Below are 25370 nucleotides of genomic sequence, written 5' to 3'. Positions count from 1 at the left end.
TGGTTAAACTCAGATTAAATCAGGCAAGTCATTAAAGTCTTCTGTATCCGTTGATGGAGCATGGCGGTCAAATAAGTCAGACTGAATTTTCTGCATCTCCCGAAACTGCCGCAATACTGCCGCCGCAAAATCGGCATCAATCAAGCGACGAATGTCCGCTAACCCATTTACCTGATCCCCTTTACGGAAGCGGTAAATTTGGGTGAGGCCCGAAAGCTCGAATTGAACCGGAAACCGACCGTCATTAGAGAAAACGGTGATTTGCATGTTTGGGTGTCCGATCCGGCCGATAATACGCATGAAGAAATTTTGGACAAAAATAGACCTGACCAGCTCTCCGAAAGAAATTTGGCCGTCATCTTTATTTTATCAGGAGTAAAATAGGGGAGAAATCCTGTTTGCTGCTTTGCCAGACGATGAGCGCGAAATTCCAGCCGTATATTTCCTCCATAATCGCTCAATCGAGATCATGCCAATTAATAAAGACAGTAACGCTAAAGCGTATTGGAAGGAAAACCTTCGCTATCTCACCATTCTGCTTACCATCTGGTTCGCCGTTTCCTACGGAGCAGGAATACTGTTCAAAGGTCCGCTTGATAATTTCCGTTTGGGCGGATTTAAATTGGGTTTCTGGTTTGCTCAGCAGGGGTCGATCTATGTATTTGTCATCCTGATTTTTGTGTACGTCCGGCTAATGAATAAGCTGGATAAGAAGTACGGATATGACGTGGAGTGAAGAGGCAGGTCGCACTGCTTAATAACCTTTTTTGCACCTGCGGCCGCGCCTGAATAGCCTTGTCCGTAAAGCCGGACAGCTACTTTTTCCACCCAATAAAAAAATAAATAATGGACGTTCAAACCTGGACTTACCTTCTAGTCGGCCTGACTTTTAGTATTTACATCGGCATTGCGATCTGGTCCCGTGCCGGATCCACCAAAGAATTCTACGTTGCCGGCGGTGGCGTTTCCCCTCTCGCCAACGGCATGGCCACGGCCGCTGACTGGATGAGCGCAGCCTCCTTTCTCTCCATGGCGGGCATCATTGCCTTTGCCGGCTATGATGGATCAGTCTACCTGATGGGGTGGACCGGCGGCTACGTACTCCTCGCTCTTCTCCTCGCACCCTACCTCCGGAAATTCGGCAAATTCACGGTGCCCGACTTCATCGGTGACCGATATTACTCCGACACCGCCCGTCTCGTCGCGGTTTTCTGTGCCCTCCTGGTGTCCTTTACCTACGTAGCCGGACAGATGCGTGGAGTAGGGCTTGTCTTCTCCCGTTTCCTGGAAGTTGATATTAATACCGGTGTCATCATTGGTATGATAATCGTACTTTTCTACGCCGTGCTCGGTGGAATGAAAGGCATCACTTACACCCAGGTTGCTCAGTACTGTGTGTTGATATTTGCCTTCATGGTTCCCGCAATATTCATCTCTTTACAAATGACGGGTAACCCCATCCCACAACTTGGCATGGGCAGTACGCTGGCGGACGGGTCCGGCACTTTTCTCCTTGATAAGTTGGATGGCCTGAGCACACAGCTGGGTTTTGCGGCTTATACGGACGGTTCCAAATCGATGATCGATGTCTTCGCCATCACACTGGCCCTGATGGTTGGTACGGCAGGACTGCCACACGTGATTGTGCGCTTTTTTACCGTTAAACGAGTGAGGGATGCCCGTAAAAGTGCTGGTTATGCGCTATTGCTGATTGCTATTCTTTACACTGCCGCTCCTGCTGTGGCGGTTTTCGCTAAGACGAATATGATCGATAGCGTCGTTGATAAGACTTATCAGGAACAACCCGATTGGCTGAAGAACTACGAAAACCTTGGTCTCATTGCCTGGACGGATAAGAACGACGACGGCCTGGTACAGTACGGTCCGGGCTCCGCTTTTATCGGGAAGCCAGCTTATGATGGAGACAAACGCACGGCTCTCGGAGCCCGCGCGGTAACTAATATCAACCCAGGCAACCAAAATGAGCTTTACGTTGATCGTGACATTATGGTACTCGCCAACCCGGAGATCGCCAACCTTCCGGGTTGGGTAATCGCTCTGGTCGCCGCTGGTGCCCTCGCTGCTGCCTTATCTACTGCTGCTGGTTTGTTGCTGGTCATTTCCTCTTCTGTGTCTCATGATCTGATCAAGAAGGTGGTTAATCCTAACATCAGTGAAAAAGGAGAACTGATGGCCGCCCGGTTGAGCGCCGTAGCTGCGGTTTGTGTAGCCGGTTACTTTGGTATTAATCCACCTGGCTTTGTGGCGGCGGTAGTCGCTTTGGCCTTTGGCCTGGCGGCAGCGTCCTTTTTTCCCGCCATCATTCTGGGCATCTTTTACAAACGCATGAACAAGGAGGGCGCGATCGCAGGTATGGTGGTAGGGATTACGGCAATGTTGCTGTACATGATCAAGTACAAACTCGGTTGGTTTGATGCTACCCTGCCAAGTAGCGATGAGTGGTGGTTCGGGATATCTCCTGAAGGCTTCGGAACAATTGCGATGATCATTAACTTCGTCGTCAGTCTCGTAGTGTGTCACTTCACTACTCCGCCGCCGCAAGAAGTGCAGGATATTGTGGAGAATATCCGGATACCCAGTGGAGCGGGGGAGGCCAGGGGGCATTAGAGGGAGTAGTGAATTGTGGGCCAGGTTGACGGAATAGTTCAATTATTAGACCCAATTGTGTTTTGGAACAGTTGACGAATACCATAACTTGGGCCATCCTGCATTCCTCCTTTTAAATTAGTAAATTCCCATCTCGATCATGTCTAATTACCACATCAAACACCTCGAAGAATACTGGCAGGTTTACCGTAAGTCTGTCCGTAACCCCGAAAATTTCTGGGAGGAGATAGCCGAAGAGCACTTTCTCTGGCGGAAACGCTGGGATAAAGTCCTGAGCTGGGATTTCAGCAAGCCGGAAATCAAATGGTTTGAAGGCGCCAGGCTTAACATTACCGAGAACTGCCTCGACCGCCATCTTGCCGTCCGAGCCGATAAGACCGCTATTCTCTTTGAGCCCAATGATCCGGCTAAAGAAGCCGAACATATTTCCTATCGCCAGCTGCATGAGCGGGTATGCCGCTTCGCTAACGTACTGGCTGACCAGGGGGTAGAGAAAGGAGACCGCGTATGTATCTATCTGCCCATGATTCCGGAGTTGGCGGTCTCCCTACTGGCTTGTGCGCGGCTAGGAGCCGTTCACTCCGTAGTATTTGCCGGTTTCAGTGCCACTGCCCTGGCGACCCGGATCAACGATTGCGACTGTAAAACCGTCATTTGCTCCGATGGATCTTACCGGGGCAAGAAAACAATTGACCTCAAGACGATCGTCGATCAGGCGTTGGAAGAGTGTCCTGGCGTTGAGACCTCTCTGGTGGTTAAGCGCACCGGTGGGGAAGTAACTATGAAGGAAGGACGGGACCAATGGCTGCAGCCCCTACTTGACGCCGCCGATGCCCGGCGAGAGGCCACTATCGTCGATGCCGAAGACCCCCTCTTCGTCCTGTATACCTCAGGCTCCACCGGGAAGCCCAAAGGAATGGTGCATACTACCGGCGGGTATATGGTGTATACGGCCTACACCTTTAAAAACGCTTTCCAGTACCGCGAGAACGATGTCTACTGGTGTACGGCAGACATCGGCTGGATCACCGGCCACAGCTACATCGTGTATGGTCCGCTGGCCAACGGCGCCACGACCGTCATGTTTGAAGGCGTTCCATCCTATCCCGACTACGGCCGCTTCTGGGAAATCGTTGAAAAGCATAAAGTCACCCAGTTCTACACCGCTCCAACGGCCATCCGTGCTCTGGCGAAAGAGAACCTCGACTACGTTAATCAACACGACCTGAGTAGCCTCAAGGTCCTTGGTACCGTCGGTGAGCCGATTAATGAAGAGGCCTGGCACTGGTATAACGAAAACGTTGGTAAGAAGAACAGCCCCATTATTGATACCTGGTGGCAAACCGAAACGGGGGGGATTATGATTAGTCCGATTCCGTATTCCACCCCGACGATTCCGACATTTGCCACGCTGCCGATGCCGGGCGTTCAGCCGGTACTGTTCGATGAGAATGGCAAGGAAATTAAAGGTAACAGCGTAGAAGGGAGACTGGCCATCAAGTTCCCCTGGCCGAGCATCGCCCGAACGATTTACGGCAACCACGAACGTTACCGCGAGACCTACTTCTCTGCCTACCCCGGCACTTACTTTACCGGTGACGGCGCACTACGTGATGCCGTCGGCTATTACCGTATTACCGGCCGGGTAGACGATGTCATCATCGTTTCGGGGCATAATCTCGGCACTGCGCCGATCGAGGACGCCATAAACGAGCATCCTGCCGTGGCCGAGAGCGCCATCGTTGGGTACCCGCACGACATAAAGGGCAATGCTCTCTATGGTTACGTTACGCTCAAGGAAACCGGCGAAAGCCGGGATCAGGACAACCTTCGTAAGGAAATCAATCAACTGATTACTGACCGGATCGGGCCAATTGCGAAATTGCAAAAGATTCAGTTTACGACTGGTTTGCCCAAAACCCGTAGTGGGAAGATCATGCGCCGAATCCTGCGTAAGATCGCCGGGAAAGACACCTCTAATCTGGGAGATATCAGTACGCTGTTGAACCCGGAAGTTGTCCAGAATATTATGGATGAATCACTGGCTTAAGGGGAATAACCCTTTCCTTAAATCTACGGCCGTAGTCTGATGAGTCAGACTGCGGCCGTGGTTTGTGCCGATGCTAGTACAGTGTAAACTAAGTTGCTTGCTAATCTCTCCCCCCCTCGGTGCGCTTCGAGCGAGCTTCGACGAAGGAGAAGCCAGCCGAGAAGTGCGCCGAGGGCCTCAATACAAATAGCGGTGAATTTATGTCACTCCGTACTGGAGGAAATATGCCTCATCAAATCAGGGGGGAGAACTACATCATCAGCACCTGGCAATTGATGCGTCCGGTGCAAATCAGCCTGCCGGCCTGATTGCTTATGTCTACCTGCCAAACCTGAACTCTTCTCCCGATGCGGACGGGGGTGACCTTGCCAAAGACCTTGTTTCCTTCGGGGACCCCCCGGAGGTGGCTGGCGTTAATCTCCGTGCCCACAATGTACTGCTGCCCGGGCTTCGGCACACAGAGCATCCCGGCTACTGAGCCGAGTGTTTCAATGATAAAACAGCTGATACCGCCGTGGAGCATCCGCATGGGTTGTACGCTGCGGGAGGTAACGGGCATCTCTGCGATCAGGTAGTCATCGCCAAATTCAGTAAAAGTAAGGTCGAGGTGGGAGGCCGCAGTATCTTGGTTGCTGGCATTGAGCCCTTCCAGGGTGGGGGGGGTAGTCCAAATCATGTAGTAAATCAGTGATCTTTTGCAGGTTTACGTTTACTCCCAAATAACCTCTCCGTCCAGACTGCACCACTCGGGGAGGTGCTTGCTAAAGCGGGTGTGAACCTGTGGGCGTTTAACCTTCAGGGTTGGTGTAAGCAAACCATTCTCTACGGTGAAGTCTTCTTTGGCAATGATAATAGCCGCCACCTTTTTGTAGCTGGCTAAGGTAGCATTGACGCTGTCCAGCTTTGCTTTCAATGAGCGCTGCAGTGCATCCTGCGGAAGCGCCGCACCGAGTTCTGAGAGAGAAACCACCAGGACGGGCTGTGGCATGCCGAGGCCCAGCAGACACATTTGCTCGAGGTCGGTCAGGCTGTCAAATTTTTTCTCAATTTCGTTCGGGACGATAAACTTGGCTTTGGCCGTTTTAAAGGTGTCTTTCACCCGGCCGGTCAGGAAGAGGAAGCCGTCTTCATCAATTTTGCCCTGATCACCGGTGTGCAACCAGCCGTCGGTAATGGTCTCCGCCGTTTTTTCTTCATCCTTATAGTAGCCATCCATTGTGTAGAGAGCTTTGGTCAGTACTTCACCGGATTCGGGGTCGATGCGGCATTCCGTTCCGGGCTGTGCCTGGCCAACGGAGCCGGGCTTGTCCTGGCCGGGGAAGAGCATGTGACTGGTGGCGCAGTTCTCCGTCATCCCGTAGGCTTCGGACAAGGGCAGGCCGATTTTGGCAAAGAAAGACTTCGTTGCCTGGGGAATGGCAGCGGCACCGGTGATGTTAATCCGCGTCCGGTCCAGACCGAGCCCCTTGGCGATCTTTCGCTTAACGTACCAGGAAAGAATGGGAATCCGAAGGAACTTATTGAGCTTCTCCAGCGGCATTTTAGCCAGCACGCCACCCCGGAGTTTCGTCCAGATTCTGGGGACGGCGAAAAATAGTGTCGGGCGGATATCCTGAAGGTTGGCGGCAAAGCGATCAATACTTTCGGTGAAGGCCATGGAGCCGCCGTACCAGATGCACATACATTCCACTACGCCACGTTCGGCTACGTGATTGAGCGGCAGGAAACTGAAGAAAACGTTGCTGGCGCCCGTCTGATCAAGGTTCAGGACGTTCTTGTCATGAATAGCCCGCGCCTGTGCGGCCATGGTGCCGTGTTTGACCATCACGCCCTTTGGCGTTCCGGTGGTTCCACTGGTGAAGATGATGGTCCAGAGGTCATCAGGCGATGGAACGGGGCTCCCTTCCATTGGCGCATTTTCCTGCAGAATTTCATTCCAGTCTTTCCCTCGTTTAATCTCCGAATTGCCCGCATAATGGGGAAAGCGAATCAGGGGCATGTCTTCGGGGACGCCTTTTTTCATGTCGTCCCAAACTTCGGTTTTGCCGGCGAAGAGACAAACAACATCTCCCAGGTCAAGTACTTCTGCTATCTGCTTACCGGTCAGGGTGGCGAAAAAAGGTACCGAAACGTGACCGGCCATCATGATGGCCAGGTCGGCGATTACCCATTCCCGGCAATTTTTGGAGACCAGCCCGATATTGCTGCGGGGAGGGAAGTTCTGCGCCTTCAGGTAAGTGGCCACCTTACGGGCCATTTGGCCTACTTCCGCCCAGCTGTAATCTTCCCATTTTTCCCCGAAGGGCTGGCGAAGATACACCCGTTCAGCCTGGGCTTTTTCACGGTGATAGAAGGCATGGAGTAAGGTAGGGAATTGCATAAATCGAGCTTAAAGGCGGGAAGGTAGGATTTTTTGGCTAGATAAAGAATGTGGGCGCCGGGGCGCAGGTGCAAAGGAAGCGGTTAGAGGAGCTAAGGCCACCGCGCTTTAGGCTGCACCACAAAGGTGCCTGACAAAAAGCGATTTTAGCGAATTTTCGCTACATTGCGTCGCAACTAAAGTCGACTGCCCATGTACGCCCCCAATTTATTTCAGGACAAAGTAGCCCTCGTTACCGGCGGCAGATCGGGCATCGGCTACGGCATCGCGGAGGCTTTGCTGAAGCTGGGTGCTAAAGTCATCATCTGCGCCCGCAAAGCGGCGCCGTTGGCGGAAGCCGCTGCTGCCTTATCCGAACACGGCACCTGCGTGCAGCGCCCCTGTGACATCCGCAAAAGCGAGGAAGTGGAAGCCCTGGCGGATCTCATCGAAAGTGAGTTTGGTCGCCTGGATATTCTGGTCAATAACGCCGGCGGACAGTTTCCCAGCCTGGCCCGACACATCAGTGACAACGGCTGGAATGCCGTGATCAACACGAACGTGAACGGCACCTTTTATGTGTCCCGCATCATGGCCAACCGCTTTTTCGTGCCGCAAAAAAGCGGCAACATCATAAACATCGTCGTTAACCACCTGCGTGGTTTTCCGGGCATGGCCCACACCGGCGCTGCCCGCGCCGCCGTGGAGAACCTCACCAAAACACTGGCGCAGGAATGGGCCGTTTACAACATCCGCCTGAACTGCGTTGCTCCGGGAACGATCATCTCCTCCGGGCTCGATACCTATGCCGAACCCGTCAAGGCACTGCTGGATAAAATGAAGGAGGAAAACCTGATGCAACGCCACGGTACCATCGAAGATGTTGCCAATGCCGTGCTTTTTCTCGCCAGTCCGCTGTCCGCTTACACCAGCGGCACCACCCTTTATGTCGACGGCATGGACCATCTGCACGGAGACCGGATGCGGATGGTAAACATGTTTCGGTAAATCATTGAACAACCATGAAAACTTCCATTAGTAACCACATCGCCACCGTTACTTTTTCGCACCCCGACCGGGCTAACGCCCTGGGCGAAGCCGACTGGGACGCCATGGGCGATACCTTCCGGGAGCTGGACGAAAACGACGACGTGCACGTCGTCATCCTCGCCGGCGAAGGAAAACACTTTTGTGCGGGGATGGATCTTGCTGTCCTCGGGAGTCTTCAGGCTCGTGCCATTGGCACGAAGGCAGAGATGATCGCTCAGCTGGAGACCTTCATCCTCCGGATCCAGGCCAGTATTACTGCCATCGAGCAGTGCCGCAAGCCGGTACTCGCCGCCATCCACGGCGGTTGTATCGGGGGCGGGGTAGACATTATCTCTGCCTGCGATATTCGCTATTGCTCCGAGGATGCTTACTTCACCGTCAAGGAAGTGGACTTTGGCATTGTTGCCGATATCGGTACCCTCCAGCGGCTACCTTATATTCTACAACCCGGCCTGGTGAGCGAACTGGCCTTTACCGGCCGGAAGATGTTTGCTCCGGAGGCCCTCCGCTCCGGGCTGGTCAATCAGTCTTTCTCTAACCGGGAGACGCTGCTGGCCGGCGTAACGGAAATTGCCGCCAGCATTGCCAGCAAGCCACCCCGTGTAATCGCAGGGATCAAACACAACCTCCTCTATCAGCGGGAGCACTCTACGGCCGACAGCCTGAAGTACGTGGCGGATTATAGTGCCAATTTATTGTTGGGGTAGGGAGGGGGGAGGTTGCAGGTTTCAAGTTGCAGATTACAAGTTGCAAGTTTCAAGTTGCAAGTTTCAAGTTTCAAGTTACAGGTTGCAACCTGCCCAACCTGTAACCTGTAACCTGCAACCTGCCCAACCTGCAACCTGCCCAACCTGCAACAATCTGTATTTAACCACCAATCCAACTGAAAAACCATTAATCCAACATAAAATTTAAAGATTTTAAGGGGAAAAGTTGCGGTATTGTTTGAAAATGTTTTAATTTGTGGTAGAAAATAACTGATACCACACATGATTACTCAAGATCGCCGCGAGTTGAACGACCGCTTTAAAGAGGTCTTCCGAATATTGGAAGAGCGGGGGGAAATCATCAAGAACGACCGTAATGGTCGTGGCCTTGGTGACTTTGCCAAGCGTATCCTCAATAACCGTTCTTACGGACACATCGTCCGTGCCTTTTTAAATGATGACGATAAACGTTGCATCAACTACGAACAGGCCCGTCGGGTTTGCCATGAGTATGGTGTCAATCTGGCGTATCTGCTGGAAGGGGATGGAACTCCCTTCGGCATGGAGCTCCCCGAACCCGTTGAAGTGGTTGGTTCTGATATTCCACTCAACATCATGTTTACCTCTAAGGAGGCATTTGCTGGTGCCAGTATCGATACGGACAGCTTCACTACTGAGGATACGGATTTCTTCCGCCTGCCTGGTATTATGGGCTCCGGCTACGTCGCCTTCCCCATTACCGGTAACTCCATGGAGCCCGTGATTAATAACGGTGACATCGTCATCTGTAAGGAAATCGATGGCCTTCACCAAATCAGAGATAACCGCATCTACGCCGTTCGCAGCAAAGGAAGCATCTGGATCAAGTACGTTCAGACCGTACCCGATAGCAAAGGCCGGATTACGGGCCTTCGCCTGGTTTCCGCTAACTTCCTCGAGCATGACCCCTGGGTAGAGGAAGTAGAGATGAGTACCAAAATTTATGAGGTAGTTCGCCGGATTAGCGAACTCTAGACACCTTACCGTCGCTCCACGGTGACGTTTCTTTTCTACTGGAAAGCCTTATTATGGCCGTGGTAGACAGAACCAAAACGGCGATCTCTACCCTTGAGAGGTCGCCGTTTTTACGGTATCAGGACGCTACATTCTGTTTTATTAAATACTACTGGCGAATTCCAATAACCGGCTCCGGCCGGAACGGACCGCCCTACAATCTGCTGTTTTTTGTTTTGCCTCCTGATCTGGTCTTTGAACCGGATCGGAGGTTTTTTTATGCAGTAGAGGAAGGATTAAACCAGTGAAACTGTATCCACCTGAAGGTTCAGCTACCCTTTACTCAAACTTAAAGCCATAGCTCAAACTAACGATTGGCGCACCGAAGATGGTCAGCTTATAGCTCCCCAACGGACTGGACCCAAAGACCTCCGAGGGGCCACCTGCCTCGCGGGGTTGGTAGTAAATATTGTAAGCATTGTCTCTGCCATAAAGGTTATAGACCGTGAAGGTCCAGTCTCCCACCCAGCGCTTTTTGACCATTTTGGGGTTGGTAATGGTCCAGCTGAAATCAAGTCGGTGGTAAACGGGGAGCCGGTCATTATTCCGTTCCAGAAAAATGGGAATGGGCTGAGCGTCTACGGTAATGAATCCATTAGGGACAGTGTAAGGGCGGTTACTCTGTACAACGAAGTTGAGGCTGATTCGATTCGTTTTGCCGTCATCCAGCGTAAGGTTGGTATTCAGGGTGTGCGGTTGGTCGAAGTAACCGTTATACCAGTCTCCTCCATTGATCGAAGTAGAAAAGGTGGAGCCATTGACCCGGTTGCGGCTGCGGGCGTAGGCATAGTTTACCTCTCCGGTGAGTTTACCTCTTCGCTTTTTAACGCCCAACTCAATGCCGTAAGCCTGCCCTTCCCCCTGTACTACGTCCGTTTCAACCGCAGGGTTGAGGAAGAAGTCAGCACCAGGCTTGTATTCCAGTAGATTGTCAATGGATCGGTAGTAACCTTCCAGCGATAGCTCATACTTACCTTCACCGGGCAGCAGATAGAGCCCTCCACTAAATAGCTGAGCTTGCTGCGGAACGATGTTATTGTCCGATACTTTCCAACGGCTACTGGGGAGTGGGGTAGTGGCGTTATAGATATTCTGCAAGTACTGGCGGTTAAGAGCGTAAGCGGCCTTAAGGCTCATTTTTGAACTGAGCTGATAGCTCAGGCCGAGGCGTGGTTCCAGTCCGCTGTAGGTCTGCATGGTCTCACCTTTACCAAATGTTTCGGCGGAGACGAAGGTGCCATCATCAATCACTTCCTCACTGGAGTAAGTGCGCTGTTCGCCCGCACCGAGTTGAGAAAATTGAGTGAAACGCAGGCCAAGAGAGAGTTTGAACTTATCGCTGACGGTCCATTCATCTTCGGCAAACAGGCTGGCTTCGATGGCTTGTTCGTCTTCCAGTGCAATGTTGTTCACGGAAGTTGCTCCTCCCGGGTTTAATTCGCCGGGGTTCAGGTCGTAGCGAATAAGCTGCAGGCCACCGGAGAGGTGATGTCCGCCGCTTCCCAGATAATCCAGCGTACTCTGAACACTGGAATATTGAATCTGGGATTTATACTCAATTACATTTTCTGAGTCGGACTGGGGGAAGAGGATTTTCGGTTCATGGTTACTGGTTACCAGCCGCGTTTGCAGGCTCATTTTATCGTTAAAAATCTTCAGCCATTCGGCACTTCCGTTGAGGGTAAAATAGTCGTTTTGATTTTGATCGGCGATAATGCCGCCGAAGGAATTGAGCAGGTCAATTTGGTAAAAATCCTTGCTGTAAAATCCGGATAAAGTGAAGATGTTCATTTCGTTTGCGGAGTACCGAAGCTTAGCGGTTCCGTCTACAAATCGGCTCTGGGTATTTTTCAGCCGATCAATGGCTGAGAAGACAAAATCATTCAGACCGGCGCGACCACCGATCAGGAGTTTTAGCTTTTTGTCTTTAGTAACGGGGGTTTCAATACTCAGGTTACTGGACACCAAACCAATACCGCCCTGCATCCGGAACTTATCGGCGCGGGGCGTTCTGGAGCGGACATCGAGAACGGAAGATACCCGGCCGCCAAAGCGGGAAGGGATGTTCGCGCGGTAAAGGTCGACGCTGCCAACTGCGTCCGGCGTAAAGACGGAGAACAGACCGAACAGGTGGGTAGGGGTAAAGATGGGGGCACCGTCGAAAAGCACCAGGTTCTGGTCAATAGTACCTCCCCGGACACTGAGCCCGTTGCTGGCTTCCCCGGCGGAATTTACCCCGGAAAGCAGCTGTAAGCCCCGGAATACGTCGACCTCACCGAGGGCAACGGGTAAGACTTCGATTTCGGCAATGCTCAGTCGTTCCACACCCATCATCGGGCGTTCCAGTCGCTCACTGGCATCGTTGGAGCTTACCTCTACGGTCTCCAGTAGCTGGGCGGTGGGATCCATGGCCAGAATTAACCGGGCCTGGCTGTTATTGATGGTTAATTCTTTGCGCAATGCCTCATAGCCAAGGTAGGAAGCCAACAAAACAATGTCTCCTCCGGGCACCTCGAGGGTGATTTCACCGTTCAGATCGGTGGTCCCGTTAACGTCGGTTCCTTCCACCTGAATATTGACGAAGCCGAGCGGTTCCCGATTGCTGGCGTCCGTGGTAACGATTTTCAGGGAGTAGGATTGGGCAAAACAGCTGATGCCAGATAGCAAAACCAGGAAGGAGAAAAGTGCTCTCATAAGGAAATAAATGATAGGAACGAGGGGTAGCGATGTAGAGGGCGCCGGAGCGCAGGTGCAATAATTGTTGGAAGAGCAGAGATTAACCGCCCCATCCTTCCGGCTCAATGCGGCTACGGTTGCCTCCTTCACAGGGCGCAACGGGAGGGGCCGGCATAACGGGTTCCAGTATTATCTGACCATCGTAGGGCAGGGAGGTGCCGCCAAATGACTCTCTGTCAATATAGACTCTCTCCGTTGACACAGAGGAAACGCTGACAAAACCCAGAACCGGCGTCCCCTTTTCGCTGAGGTCAGAGAGGTTACCTACCAGGGCTGCCGGCAGGGGAGCATTCAAACCGCTTGAACCATCCGCGAGTTCTTTCAGGGTCGAGTTGAAAGCGAAAGCCGCCGCAGTAGTGCTGTATTGCTGAACGTCAAAGAGGAGGCCACCGGGCCGGCTGTAATCGAAGCGTCCGGCAGGAATTCCCTCAATCCGTTGCCCCTGGCTGAATTCATCACTGAGAATATTGAGGTCCTGGCTGTTACTGAAAACCCAGCAGGCAGCGTCGCACAGGTAATCCCAGCGGCTGACAAAGTTCGTACCCGGCCCGGCGATACACACCCCATCCCGCCAGCGGGAACGTTCACAACTGGCGCAAACATCAATCATCTCATAAGTGGTGTACCGGTACTGGTAAAAATTGGCCTCGCCGGGAGGGTCGTCAACGTCCACCAGAAGGTTAAAAGCTGGAATGAAGCGGTTGCGGCCAGTACTGAAGTAGGCTTCCTGCTCAAATTCAACGCGGACGTTCTGCATCGGAACGCTCGTTGGCAATTGCTCCGGCTCAGACTCCACCATCTCTCCCTGGCTGGTGATGATGCGCAGGGAATAGGATTTGCCGGCCTCTGCGACCCAGTCTTCCGGAGCACGAAAGGCACTCGTCCCTCCTACTTGTTCCCAGGTGACTTCCTCTCCATCACTGGAGATTGTACTCACCGTAGCTCCAAGCTCGGGGCTGAGGGTGTAATTATCAAAAAGAAGCTCACTGCGGGATATCCTGATTTCGCTATAGCCCGGGGTATCCGTAATTCTGCCTTCTACCAGTATGAAGCCCGTCTCAAACTGGTAAACAGGAACAACCGGATCGGTACAGGTTGACAACAAAAAGACAATTGTTGTTAGTAGTGTGGCACGAAGGACTATCGACATTTCCAAAAAATATTAGATGGGGAAGGTAAGTCACAAATGATGAATTCGGATAGCGGCCGGATAGCTAAACAAGTTATTTTATATCGCTCGCAGTACAGAGCTTACCTGGTTAAAAGGATGCAATGGATTGCAGGAAAATTATCGCGTCTGTGAAAACTTCGATGTTTTGGGGGAGAATCCCAATTTTATAAACGGGTTCAATATTTGATTGTCAGAATGCAAAAGCGGATTATCCGTTTATAAACGTATATAAACGTAAGTAAACGTATAAATAACGGCTATTGCCTTTGTCTTGCCAGAGTTTTGCGGGACAACAAAATACCTATGGCGTTTTATCTCAATCAAACACAGTTAACCGGAAGAGCCGGTCATGATCCGGAGTTGCACTACCTGACGGATGGCACAGCCGTGCTACGTCTTCGGTTATATCAGGACTACAGCCAGAAGGAGGCGGGGGAACCAAAGCCTTCGTTCTACTTAGTGGCCTGGGGCGGGCTTGCAGAGACTTTTTACCGAAAAGTAAAACGGGGAAGTGAGTTGTTCGTGCAGGGCAAACTCCGGACTCGTTTTCTGGAATACGAAGGGAGAAAGGTTCTCCGCACCGAAGTTCATCTGGATCATTTTTTACTGCTTTCATCCGGTCGCTCGGTTTCTGAGCGGCAACAAATTTCTGCTCTATGAATGAAGTTACTTTAATTGGCCAACTGGTGGTAGACCCTACTTATCACTGTACGGTACACGGACAGGATTTAACGCGCTTTGAGTTGCGGACCTCTTCAGAGGTCAATACCCGGACATCGGCTACGACCGCCCATCATTGTATTGCCTGGGGGCCGGCAGCACTTGACCTCCACAAGCATCTTCACAGAGGAGACCGGTTACTCGTCCGGGGGGAGCTTCTTTACCGGCTGCATAAATGGCAGCGGGGCAAAACTTATCGGGTGCCTGAAATTCATATTCGGGAGTATAGCTATTTGGGCAAAGGAGGAACTATTACCTTTACCCACTCAAATAAGCATCTATGCAACGATTGATTGGTACGCTCTTGTTTATCGGCCTGTTGGGGCTCTTCTCCTGTGGAAACGACAACCCGCCTGCCGGAGGGAATGCTCCCGCTCAGGATTTTCCCGTAGGTCTTAACCTGCTTACCTGGCGCTATCTGGCTCAGGATGCCGCTTTAATCAAAGGTTTTGAACTCCGCTACCGGACTAAAGTAAACGTGATCGTTAAGCCGATGCGAGACATCATCGAGGAGGCTTCCCGTGGTGCACTTAACGCTGATGTGGTGTTACTCCCTACGCTGGAGGACGCCGTTCGCCTGCGGAACTTCAATGTGCTGCAACCCTTTTTCGTCGATGCTTTTACGAATGGCAATGTTGATGACCGCTACCTTGATAATGAAGGTTACTACGCCGGCCTTACCCGCTGGACGATGGTGTCCGTCTATAACCCTAATGCCGTTACTTCTGAAGAGGCCGGCAGTTATGCCGGCATCGTTAAGGCAACCCGGCGGGGAATCCGCCTGGGGGTAGCTCACCCGGACAGTTCCGGGCTGGCGGGTGTGGTGGCAGGCCTGAACGCTAACCTTAACTCTAAGGCTGCGGCGATCTGGGCGCAGTCGGTCTACGAAAAATCAGTAGGTGGCCCTAATGGTTCAGATACGGATCAGCTCAACCGAATGCTGAGTGGCCAGTTAGATATGGCATTCGTTAGCCTGGGAACGGCCGTTCGTTGGTTCCTCAACGGAGACCCACAGCACTTCAAAGCAGCGGAAACCTGGCGGGTCCGTTTCCCGCATACACAGGCGACGGACATTAACTTCTTCAACATTACCTGTGTAGCGATGCCTGCGAATGCGCCTAACCGCAACATGGCCGTTGCGCTGATCAATTACCTTTTCGCCAAGGATGTACAGCAAAAATTAACCAATGCCTGGTTTGAATATCCTGCGGAAAGCTTCACGGAAGCCAATGATTACCTCTACGGTTTTCCGGATCAGATCGGGCTGAAGGTTAACGCTGAGACCATCGAACAGAATATTCCCGCTGCCTGGGCCCTGATCAATCAAATTGCCGAAGAGCAGGAGTAGCACTTTCTTTGCTCTCTACAACTTCCTTTTGCACCTGCGGCAGCGCCCTGACAACAGGGTTAATAACAAACTGACCAAAACAAACGACCAACTATGCGTTTTCTACTTCTCCTTTTTACGCTGACTTCATTTGCACTTACGGCACAACCAGATCGCTGGCAGCAGGCTGCTACCTACGAAATGGAAATTGACATGGATGTCAAGAAAAACCAATACGACGGCATACAAACGCTGCGCTACGTCAACAATTCACCGGATACGCTGACGAAGGCCTTTTATCACCTGTATTTTAATGCTTTCCAGCCCGGAAGTATGATGGATATACGGAATCAGACACTACCCGATGCGGACAAGCGGGTGGGGGACCGGATCAAAAATCTGGATAAAAAGGAGATCGGTTACATTAAGGTCGGCAGCCTTACTCAGGATGGCCGCCCGGTAAAGCACGAAACGGTCGGTACCATTCTTGAAGTGGAGCTCAACGAACCCATTCTTCCCGGTGCCACCAGCACCTTCAAGATGGAATGGGAGGCTCAGGTGCCTCTGCAGATTCGCCGCAGTGGTCGGGATAACAAAGAAGGCATTCGGTTCAGTATGGCTCAATGGTACCCCAAAATGGCGGAGTATGACTACCAGGGCTGGCACGCTAACCCTTACATTGGTCGTGAGTTCTACCACATCTGGAGTGACTTTGACGTGAAGATTACTATTGATGGTAGTTACGTAGTTGGCGGTACGGGGTATTTGCAAAACCCGGAGGAAATTGGCTACGGCTATGGACCAGAGCCCGCGAAACGCGCTAAGAAAATTACTTACCATTTTAAGGCGCCGAAAGTAGGTGATTTCATGTGGGCGGCTGACCCGGACTATAAGCACACCAGCATGAAACGTGCCGATGGCATGACGATGCATTTCTACTACCAGCCCGGAGAAAAAACGTCTGAAAACTGGGAGAACCTGCCTAAGGTAATGGACGAAGCCTTTGCTTACATCAATGAGCATTACGGGCATTACCCTTACAAGCAATACAGCTTTGTTCAGGGCGGCGACGGAGGTATGGAGTACCCTATGGGAACGCTGATTACCGGCGAACGTAGCTTCCCTTCATTGGTCGGCGTCTCCGTGCACGAATTGATGCACAGCTGGTATCAGCACCTGATGGGGACGAATGAAAGCCTCTACGCCTGGATGGATGAAGGCTTCACCAGTTGGGCAAGCAGTGAGGTGATGAACCATCTGCGCAAAAAAGGTCTCATTGGCGGAGAAGCCAGCGATAACCCTCACGCCCGGACCTACGCCAGCTTGCGGGGGTTCCGCCAGAGTGGTATGCAGGAAGCGCTGACTATTCATGCTGACCACTTTGCAACGAATGCCGCTTACAGCGTTGCTGCCTACGTTAATGGAAACGTCTTTCAGGAACAGCTTCGTTACATCATTGGTGAAGAAGCGCATGACTGTACCCTGCACCGCTACTTCAACGACTGGGCCTTTAAGCACCCGAATCCGAACGACTTTATCCGCGTAGCGGAGAAGTGTTCCGGAATGGAACTCGACTGGTACCGGGAATACTGGGTGAACGGAACGGACTATGCCGATTATGCCGTAGACAAGGTGGAGTCTGATAAAAAGAAATCGAAAATTTTCCTGGAAAAGATCGGTCGGATGCCGATGCCGCTGGAAATTCTGGTTACCCTCAATGACGGTGCTGAACGCTGGTATTACATTGCCCCCCGCCTGCTGCGCGCCACTAAAGATCAGCCTGAGTACGCCGATAACTGGACGGTACTACAGGACTGGCCGTGGACGAACCCCACCTACGACTTTACCATTGACGTCAATAAAAAGGACATTAAATCCGTTCAGCTCAACCCGCGTAATCGGATGTTTGAGGATGATGTGGAGAATAACAGCTGGGAGAAGTAATCTGGTCGTCAGGTAGTCAAACAGTTAAAGAGTCTGATAGTCTTTACGGCAGCAAGTTCGTTGATTGTTCATGGCGCAGACGCAGGATGCAGTGTTCTGCCTTGGATGAGCAAGGTGACGGAACCAAAAAGAATGGCCTGGAAGCAGCTGCTTTCGGGCCATTCTGGTTCTACCTTCTGATTCAATTTCGGTAGCGTTACCGAATGATAAGACGTTGTGTGAGGGCTTTGTCAGCCGTAACGATCTGCGCCAGATAGGTGCCGGCGGGAAGGTCGGCTAATGGGAGGGTAAGTAGGTTGTTTCCAGCGCCGAGCTGCTGCTTTCTCTCGGCGACCTGCCGTCCGGAGGCGTCGAAAAGGCGGAGAGACACCTCCGCTGCTTCGTCCAGGCGAATACTCAGCATGGTCGATTCTCGGGCGGGATTAGGGACGAAATTTCCGACATTGAAGCCCGTGCCAGACGCAAGCGCTCCGCTGACAACATCAGAATAGCTCGTAGATCCATCGTAGTCCTCCTGGCGAAGACGATAGAAATAGGTGGTGTTTTCGATGATTCCCTGGTCCAGGAAGCGATAATCACCTCCATTGGAAGCATTGTCGTGTCCTGCAACAAATCCTACATCAATGAAGGAGCTGCCATCAACGGACCGTTCCACGGTGAAGCCACGGTTGTTGTCTTCGAAAGAGGTTGACCAGTCAAGTTGCAGGCTTTTGTCTGCAGCAGTCAGGCTGAGGTTGGAGAATGTGACCGGTAAGGAAATGTCATTAACGGTCAGTCCCATGGCAAAAGCGACATCGGTTGAACCATTATTAAAGGGGGCGCCGGGCGTGGTACCTATTTGGCCGGTAATCGGAGGATCCGCTAAAAACCACTGACCCTGCACGTTTCTGCCGCTATTATTAGTGTTAGCCGGATCAATCAGGACTTGCATAAAGCCATTTACAGGAACAGTAACGGGAGGGGTGAGGGTAAGCGTCCAGGCGAAGTTTCCATCTTGCGAAAGGTTAACGTCAACACTGGTAACAAGTGCTGTCGCAGCATCGAAGAACTCGACGGTGATTACGCCGCCAGTGCCATCGGTACTGCTTACCCCTCCGACGAAGAGAATGGATGTGATTTCAACGCTGGTGGCGGAGGTGCCCGGGAATGCAGACAGGTCCATTGAGTAGTCTTCGAGACCAATTACACCATCAGCGGGTGGATATGCACTGTAGCCAGCGTTTCCGGTGTTCGTATCGAAAGTGACGGTCTGAGCAAGCAGAACTGTGCTGAGCAGGCAGCAGCAAAAAAAGAGGTAGAGTTGTTTCATATGAAATGACTGTTTGGGAAATTAGACAGAAGATGAATTGGGTTTAAAAAAGTTATGTGTCAGTATAAATCAGCGTCAAATTTATTGTAAAGTAGGAAAGATAACCTGAGAGCAAAAATCATTGATTACGAGCTAATTATGCATGAAAGAGGCGTTTGGACATTTATTTGAGTAATAAAGTCAGCCTGTTTACTTCAACTGAAGCAACGTTTATACTGTAGGATGTATCAAATCCATGAACCACCACCACGACGTAGCTTAGAGAGACCGCATCCCTGCATGAAGATATTACTACTAACCAAGAAGTTTCCCTACCCACTTAAAGACGGAGAAAGTCAGGCCATCCATGGTTTGAGTAAATCTCTGAGTGAGTTAGGTTGCGAAGTCTGCCTACTGGCCATGAATACCAGTAAGCACTTTTTTGCCGGCAGTACGCTGCCCGAACAAATGAGCCACTACCGGGAAGTCAGAACGGTGAATGTAGATAACACCATTAGCGCCTTTGATGCGCTGGGAAATCTATTGCGGGGGACCTCTTACCATATCAGTCGGTTCGATCTTCCTGCTTACCACGACAGCTTGACGGAATGGTTGTTGGAAGAGACCTTTGATGTAGTGCAGCTGGAGACTTTATACCTGTCTCCTTACGTCAATACCATTCGTAAGCACAGCGAGGCTCAGGTAGTCATGCGCTCCCACAACGTAGAACATGAAATCTGGGAGCGGTGCAGCGCCAATATCAGCTTTGCCCCCAAGCGCTGGTATTTACAGCACCTGACGGCTCAGCTAAAAGAATATGAGCAACAGCAGCTCAATCAGTATGACCTGCTGCTGCCGATTACCCGGCGGGACGAGTCTTACTTCAAGACACTGGGCTTCCGGGGCGAGAGCTACGTGCTCCCCATTGGCCTGGAAACTACCTGCGGAGAACCACGTTACGACAGCTACGCGCGGCCCCTCAGCCTGCACTTCATTGGCTCCCTGGATTGGATGCCGAACCTGGAAGGGCTGCAGTGGTTCCTGAATGACGTCTGGCCCGGTATTCACCGGCGCTTCCCGGATTTGGAATTTCACGTTGCCGGACGGAACATGCCTCCTTCCCTTCAGGAGTTGCGGATGAAGAACGTTATCATTCACGGTGAAGTAGAAAGCAGCTGCGACTTCGTCGCCGCTCACAGCATCAGCATTGTCCCATTACTGAGCGGTGGTGGAATGCGGGCCAAGATTCTGGAGGCAATGTCTTTAGGCAGAGTCGTTATCTCTACCTCCATCGGATTGGAAGGGATTGATGCTAAGCACCGTCGGGATCTCTTCGTAGCCGATACACCCACCCAATTCGTCGAAGCAATTGCCGATTGTTTGCGGCGGGGCCGCAAGTTGGAACGAATTGGTCGGGCCGCCGCCATCCGTTTCCACAAGAAATACGACCGTAGAGTGCTGGCTGAAAAATTACTCGTTCGTTACCATAAGCTGATGCGTACTGCGGTGGAAGCTTAGGCCATAAAGCGTACCTTCGCCTTATGCGAAGACTGTTCAAAATCCTGGTCTGGACGGCCGTTATCTTTTTACTCTACGTAGCGGGTTTTCTGCTTTTTGGTACCGTAACGGACTGGAAGCCGGAAGGTACCGAAACGCTGTCTTCAAGCGTAGCCTCCGCTGAACGGGCAGAGCCCGTTATCCAGGATTCCATTATCAGTTTGTTGAGCTGGAACGTAGGCTACGGCGGTATCGGAGACGAGGACTTTTTCTTCTACAATAAGGGAGACTTTTTCTGGACGACGCCCGGTACCGTTCGAATGTCCGAAGAGCGGATCATATCCAATGTAGACGGGCAGGAGCTAACCGTTAAGAACACGCTTAGTGACTTTTTCCTGCTGCAGGAGATCGATACGGCTGCTTACCGTAGCCGCTACGTGAACCAGCTGCAAACTGTCCGGGAAGCCCGGCCATCCTACGCTACCTTCTTTGCCCCCAACTTCAAAAGCAAGCGCGTTCCTTTGCCGCTACTACAACCCTGGGACCATTACGGCTACGTAGTCGGTGGCTTGGTCTCCATGTCTAAGTACCGGCCTGCGACGGCTGAACGGATACAGCTGCCGGGGGAGTTCCCCTGGCCAACCAAACTCTTTCAGTTGGATCGATGCGCCCTGCGGCAGGTTTACCCCGTGAAGGAAGGCCAGGAATTGGCGGTCTACAACGTCCACCTATCTGCTTACGATAAAGATGGCAGCATCCGCCGCCAGCAAATGAATGCGCTGCGGGAGGCGGCGCTGGCGGACTACCAAGCGGGCCGTTATGTCATCATTGGCGGAGACTGGAACCAGATGCCTCCCGGATTCAACTGGTTCAGCCTCAACCCAACGGTAGAAAGGGTAGAGCTGCCCACTGCGGTGAGTTTTGACTTCATGCCCCCCGGCTGGAAGTACGGTTATGACCCTGGCACGGCTACCGTCCGCGAGAGCCACATACCTTACGACGCGCATCGCAGCCGTCGGTCAGTAATCGATTTTTTCCTCCTCAGTCCCAATCTTCGTATCAAGCGCGTGAAGGGAATCAACCAGGGCTTTAAATATTCTGATCATCAACCGGTTTATTTGGAAGTGGAGATGATGTAAAAGAGAATTATCTCACTCAACGTTCAGATAGTGAACCCAACCACACAAAGTGTGTTTCTGAGAAATGCACACTTTACTAAGATTCCTCCCTTTCACCGTTTTATTTCTCTGCTACAGTTGCAACACCACGCCGGCAACCAGTACCGAACCTGAGGCTGTAGAGACCGAAAGCAACACCCTCCAATTAGAACCCGTCTCCCTTGACCTTGATGGCGGTAACAACCCCGCCGCTCCCGGCTTCAACGCTGAGGGGTCCGATAAAAAGGCCATTCAACTGGCCGACAGCATCGTCAAATACCACGGCGGCCGTCAGGCCTGGGACGATACCCGTTTCCTGAAGTGGAACTTCTTTGGTGCCAGATCCCTGACCTGGGACAAAAAAGATAGCCGGGTACGCATCGATGTGCCCAAGCAAAACATGGTCTATCTGCTGGACTACAGCCAGGACACCCTATCCGGCCGTGTCCGGAAGTTGGGCGATGAGATTACCCATCCGGATAGCCTGGCGCTATACCTCAAGCGCGCCAATTCCATTTTCATCAACGATGCCTTTTGGCTCGTGCAGCAGTTTAAGCTCAAGGATGCTGGCGTTACCCTGAAATTCGGTGGCGACATTGCTACTGACCCGCAGGCCAAGCGCCCCAGCTACATCCTCGATCAGACCTTCAGCGGGGTAGGGGACACGCCCGATAACCGCTATCGTTTGTACATTGATAAGGTGAGCTACCGGATCAATACCTGGCAATTCTTCCGCAATGCTGATGATGAGAAGCCTGCTATGGAAACACCCTGGGAGGGATATCTCCCCCATCAGGGAATCCTGCTGTCAGGTGACCGCGGAGGACGTTTTCAGCTGACGGATATTTCTGTCGGTGGAAACCTTCGGGATAAGGTGTTTACGGAATTTTAAGAATAGAACGGTAGAGACAGGCCACGGCCTGTCTCTACCGTTCTATCCCTAAAACCCAATCCGCTTCCGCTGAATGCTAAGCTCCTTAGTATCCAGTTTCAGATGTTCGACGTCGGCCTTTAGCACTCTCACGGTTTTGGAGGGGCTCTTTTTATTGTCGGGCAGTTCCGCCCGGCGGAGATCGTTGCGTTTAAGGATGTCGATAACAATTTTGCGGACGGAGCGCGCATTGCCGAAGAAGTTATCCCGGTATTTATGCAGGAATCGCAGGTAGGCCTCCAGGTGTTTCGTCGCGGCGGGGGCCAGCCTGGCGGACCGCTCCTTAAACATGCTCTCGGCAATTTGAAGCAGTTGCTCCGGGGAATAATCTTCGAAGAGCAAGGTCTTGTCAAAGCGGCTACTGAGACCCGGATTGGCTTTCAGGAAGACATCCATGTTATCGGGGTATCCCGCTACACAGACGAAAAATTCTCCGCGTTTATCTTCCATCCGCTTGAGCAGGGTTTGGATGGCCTCGTCGCCGAAGTCTCCCCGTTGGCTGCTCTTCTGCGTCAGCGCATAAGCTTCATCGATGAACAGTACTCCCCCGATGGCTTCTTCTATTTTCTTAGCCGTTTTTTCGGCGGTCTGGCCAACGTAACCAGCGACCATCCCCTGACGGTCCGTTTCCACAATATGGCCTCTTTCTAAAATACCTAAAGCATTATAGATGCGGGCCAGAATACGGGCAACGGTAGTCTTTCCCGTTCCCGGGTTACCAATCAGGACGGTATGAAGGTGGAAGGCATTAAGGACGTCACGACCAGTCTTACGGTAAAATTTCACCAGACTAACGAGTTCCCGGAGCTGCACCTTTATGTTTTCCATCCCGATCAGAGCATCCAGCTCCGCCATGGCTTCGGCGAGGAGCTCCTCGTTAACGGGTATGGCCGGTCGATCTGCCTTCTTGTCGTACTCAATCTTTTCTACGTCCTCTACGAGAATACTACTCAACTGCTCTTCAGTGAGTTTGAGCGCCTTAGTCTCGTCCTGCATCAGACGCAGCGCCATTTGTACTTTGGCCTTTTCGATAAGATCGTGTACGTAGCGGGCGTTGCCGAAGGTCTTGTCCCGCGAGCGGAAGGCCTTGGTGATCATCACGTCGATGCGGGCTTTGGCTGCGGTGCTTAGCTTAACACCAAGTTGTTCGCAGGCGTAATCCGCAATGGTGCTGAGTTCCTGTGGGAGAAAGTCCCGGAAGTCATAGTTATGCTTGAAACGGGATTTCAGGCCGGTATTGCTGTCCAGGAAGCGCTTCATCTCCGTAGGGTAACCGGCTACAATAACGGCGATATCTCCTTCACCGTTAGACATTTCCTTGACAAGGATCTCAATGACCTCCCGGCCAAAGTCTTTACCATCGTCATTACTTCGGGCCAGGGCGTAGGCTTCATCAATGAAAAGAACACCGCCGCGGGCCCGCTCGATCACCTCCCGGGTTTTGGGGGCTGTCTGTCCGATGTATTCGCCCACCAGGTCAACACGGTCAGCCACTACGGTATGACCCTTGGAGAGTAAGCCCATTTTACGATAGAGCTGCCCCATCATTCTGGCCACCGTAGTTTTTCCGGTGCCGGGGTTTCCGCTGAAAACGGAATGAACGTCAATGCCTTTGTCCATATCAAACCCCCGCTTCTGCCGTAGTTGCAGAAAGCGGATGTAGATGGCGTGCTCGTTTATTTTCTGCTTTACTTCCTGCAGGCCCGTTAGTGCATTCAGGCGGGCCATAATGGTGTCAAAGGTTTCTGATGATTCTTCCTGAGGGGCAAGAACCATCCCGTTGTCTTCCCCGGGAAGGTAAACGGGTGGTAAACCCGGTACGGCTTCATCATCGACGAGAAAGGGAACGCTGGCAATGAGTTTATCCAGAAAGATAATATCGGCCGTGTAAGCATCTTCCCGCCAGAGGTTCGGATTCGCAGCACCCCAGCCAGCGGTAACCTTCACTTCTTTTTGATCTTGCTTGACGAGTTGCAGGCGAACAATCTGTCCCTTTAGCTCGCGGGCCTGGTTATGAAACTTGGTGTACAGCTCCAGGTGCCAGTCTTCATGGGGTTGGAGGTTGTCAAACAGGAGCTCGACGTATATGTAGCGGGTTTCTTTAACGGCAAACTCTTTCAGAAAGACCCGGTCGTCTTCCAGTACATCATCGTAAGGGCCTTCGTAAAGACGGACGGATTTCAGTTTCAGGTACTTTTCGATGGATTCCATGTCCATCCAATCCAGATCCTGAATGCCCTCCGCTGAGTCAGCGTGCTCAATGACGTAAAAGTATTTGCTGCCAACCTTCTTACCATCAATGTAGGCTTCCCAGAAGTAAGTGCCTTTCTTCCAGAAAGTCCCGCGCTTTTGATTGCCCCATCCTTCCCTTAGGAAGATGACATTATCGAATTTACTGACCTCTTTCTCTATCGTCAGATTACAGATTTCAGTTTTTTCTTTTCCTTCAATGCTAAAGCACTTCAGGTCTACGCGTAAGGACCAGTCTTCGAGATCAAACTTTTTATTATAGAGAGAAAGTTCTGCGTAGATATAGGCTGTCTCGTACCGATCAAAAACCTGGCGGTACTTCTTCACATTTTCCCAGAGATATTCCGTAGAGTTGTACACTTTAAGTTCTTTGAACTTAAAGGCTGATACTACTTCATCATTATCCTGGCTTACGGTCATTTAAGTAAAGAAACACCATAACGGTAAACTATCCAAACCCGGTTTACGGGCTTTAATTGTTAGCACCCTAAAAACTATGATG

The 25370-nt window shown here is 51.8% G+C and carries 20 protein-coding genes; 13 read left to right on the top strand and 7 right to left on the bottom strand.

Features of this window, described 5'->3' with window-relative positions; genetic code table 11:
- Window positions 1-9: 9 nt before the first annotated feature.
- Window positions 10-300, bottom strand: a complete 291-nt coding sequence (locus BM123_RS01825; protein WP_090165091.1) for a hypothetical protein — start codon at window positions 298-300, stop codon at window positions 10-12.
- A 169-nt stretch (window positions 301-469) separates the two neighbouring features.
- Here BM123_RS01825 and BM123_RS01820 point away from each other — a divergent pair, with 169 nt between their 5' ends.
- The 3 genes from BM123_RS01820 (at window position 470) to acs (ending at window position 4678) form a co-directional block, all read left to right on the top strand.
- Complete coding sequence (locus BM123_RS01820; RefSeq protein WP_090165198.1) at window positions 470-736, top strand: DUF4212 domain-containing protein; 267 nt, start codon at window positions 470-472, stop codon at window positions 734-736.
- A 110-nt stretch (window positions 737-846) separates the two neighbouring features.
- Window positions 847-2628 (top strand): sodium:solute symporter family protein, encoded by a 1782-nt coding sequence (locus tag BM123_RS01815; protein ID WP_090165090.1) that lies wholly within the window; start codon window positions 847-849, stop codon window positions 2626-2628.
- A 139-nt stretch (window positions 2629-2767) separates the two neighbouring features.
- Window positions 2768-4678, top strand: coding sequence for an acetate--CoA ligase (gene acs / locus BM123_RS01810; RefSeq protein ID WP_090165089.1), 1911 nt, complete (start codon window positions 2768-2770; stop codon window positions 4676-4678).
- 250 nt (window positions 4679-4928) lie between these two features.
- Here the strand turns inward: acs and BM123_RS01805 are convergent, their stop codons facing one another.
- Together BM123_RS01805 and BM123_RS01800 are read right to left on the bottom strand one after the other, a co-directional pair.
- On the bottom strand, window positions 4929-5354 hold the full coding sequence (locus BM123_RS01805; RefSeq protein WP_090165088.1) for a hotdog fold thioesterase: 426 nt from the start codon (window positions 5352-5354) through the stop codon (window positions 4929-4931).
- Window positions 5355-5387: 33 nt separating this feature from the next.
- Window positions 5388-7058, bottom strand: coding sequence for an AMP-binding protein (locus tag BM123_RS01800; RefSeq protein WP_090165087.1), 1671 nt, complete (start codon window positions 7056-7058; stop codon window positions 5388-5390).
- Between the two features lie 192 nt (window positions 7059-7250).
- Between BM123_RS01800 and BM123_RS01795 the strand changes: the two genes are divergently transcribed.
- The 3 genes from BM123_RS01795 (at window position 7251) to BM123_RS01785 (ending at window position 9808) form a co-directional block, all read left to right on the top strand.
- The gene (locus tag BM123_RS01795) at window positions 7251-8045 is read left to right on the top strand and encodes an SDR family oxidoreductase (RefSeq protein ID WP_090165086.1); all 795 of its coding nucleotides are present in this window, start codon (window positions 7251-7253) and stop codon (window positions 8043-8045) included.
- 14 nt (window positions 8046-8059) lie between these two features.
- Window positions 8060-8794: an enoyl-CoA hydratase-related protein gene (locus BM123_RS01790; protein WP_090165085.1), complete on the top strand. Its 735-nt coding sequence runs from the start codon at window positions 8060-8062 to the stop codon at window positions 8792-8794.
- A gap of 282 nt (window positions 8795-9076) precedes the next feature.
- Window positions 9077-9808 carry a S24 family peptidase gene (locus tag BM123_RS01785; protein WP_090165084.1) on the top strand — a complete coding sequence of 244 codons (732 nt, stop codon included), beginning with the start codon at window positions 9077-9079 and terminating at the stop codon, window positions 9806-9808.
- A gap of 318 nt (window positions 9809-10126) precedes the next feature.
- Here BM123_RS01785 and BM123_RS01780 read toward each other — a convergent pair whose 3' ends face one another.
- Window positions 10127-12541: a TonB-dependent receptor gene (locus tag BM123_RS01780; RefSeq protein WP_090165083.1), complete on the bottom strand. Its 2415-nt coding sequence runs from the start codon at window positions 12539-12541 to the stop codon at window positions 10127-10129.
- Between the two features lie 82 nt (window positions 12542-12623).
- The gene (locus BM123_RS01775; protein WP_090165082.1) at window positions 12624-13733 is read right to left on the bottom strand and encodes a DUF4249 domain-containing protein; all 1110 of its coding nucleotides are present in this window, start codon (window positions 13731-13733) and stop codon (window positions 12624-12626) included.
- 324 nt (window positions 13734-14057) lie between these two features.
- Here BM123_RS01775 and BM123_RS01770 point away from each other — a divergent pair, with 324 nt between their 5' ends.
- From BM123_RS01770 to BM123_RS01755, 4 genes are all read left to right on the top strand, one after another.
- Complete coding sequence (locus BM123_RS01770; RefSeq protein ID WP_090165081.1) at window positions 14058-14414, top strand: single-stranded DNA-binding protein; 357 nt, start codon at window positions 14058-14060, stop codon at window positions 14412-14414.
- Window positions 14411-14767 carry a single-stranded DNA-binding protein gene (locus BM123_RS01765; protein WP_090165080.1) on the top strand — a complete coding sequence of 119 codons (357 nt, stop codon included), beginning with the start codon at window positions 14411-14413 and terminating at the stop codon, window positions 14765-14767. The genes BM123_RS01770 and BM123_RS01765 overlap by 4 nt, the downstream gene beginning before the upstream one ends.
- Complete coding sequence (locus BM123_RS01760) at window positions 14755-15822, top strand: ABC transporter substrate-binding protein (RefSeq protein ID WP_090165079.1); 1068 nt, start codon at window positions 14755-14757, stop codon at window positions 15820-15822. Before BM123_RS01765 ends, BM123_RS01760 begins: the two co-directional genes overlap by 13 nt.
- A 93-nt stretch (window positions 15823-15915) precedes the next feature.
- Window positions 15916-17745: a M1 family metallopeptidase gene (locus tag BM123_RS01755; protein ID WP_090165078.1), complete on the top strand. Its 1830-nt coding sequence runs from the start codon at window positions 15916-15918 to the stop codon at window positions 17743-17745.
- Between the two features lie 196 nt (window positions 17746-17941).
- Here the strand turns inward: BM123_RS01755 and BM123_RS01750 are convergent, their stop codons facing one another.
- The gene (locus BM123_RS01750; protein WP_090165077.1) at window positions 17942-19054 is read right to left on the bottom strand and encodes a T9SS type A sorting domain-containing protein; all 1113 of its coding nucleotides are present in this window, start codon (window positions 19052-19054) and stop codon (window positions 17942-17944) included.
- A 279-nt stretch (window positions 19055-19333) separates the two neighbouring features.
- Between BM123_RS01750 and BM123_RS01745 the strand changes: the two genes are divergently transcribed.
- From BM123_RS01745 to BM123_RS01735, 3 genes are all read left to right on the top strand, one after another.
- On the top strand, window positions 19334-20551 hold the full coding sequence (locus BM123_RS01745) for a glycosyltransferase family 4 protein (RefSeq protein WP_090165076.1): 1218 nt from the start codon (window positions 19334-19336) through the stop codon (window positions 20549-20551).
- A gap of 23 nt (window positions 20552-20574) precedes the next feature.
- Window positions 20575-21669 (top strand): hypothetical protein, encoded by a 1095-nt coding sequence (locus tag BM123_RS01740; RefSeq protein ID WP_090165075.1) that lies wholly within the window; start codon window positions 20575-20577, stop codon window positions 21667-21669.
- Window positions 21670-21733: 64 nt separating this feature from the next.
- On the top strand, window positions 21734-22579 hold the full coding sequence (locus tag BM123_RS01735) for a hypothetical protein (protein WP_090165074.1): 846 nt from the start codon (window positions 21734-21736) through the stop codon (window positions 22577-22579).
- Between the two features lie 48 nt (window positions 22580-22627).
- Here BM123_RS01735 and BM123_RS01730 read toward each other — a convergent pair whose 3' ends face one another.
- On the bottom strand, window positions 22628-25288 hold the full coding sequence (locus BM123_RS01730; RefSeq protein ID WP_090165073.1) for an AAA family ATPase: 2661 nt from the start codon (window positions 25286-25288) through the stop codon (window positions 22628-22630).
- Window positions 25289-25370 lie beyond the last annotated feature (82 nt).

Origin of the sequence: Neolewinella agarilytica (assembly GCF_900110645.1) — a bacterium.
Lineage (GTDB): Bacteria > Bacteroidota > Bacteroidia > Chitinophagales > Saprospiraceae > Neolewinella > Neolewinella agarilytica.
This window is presented reverse-complemented; position numbering and strand designations above follow the sequence as displayed.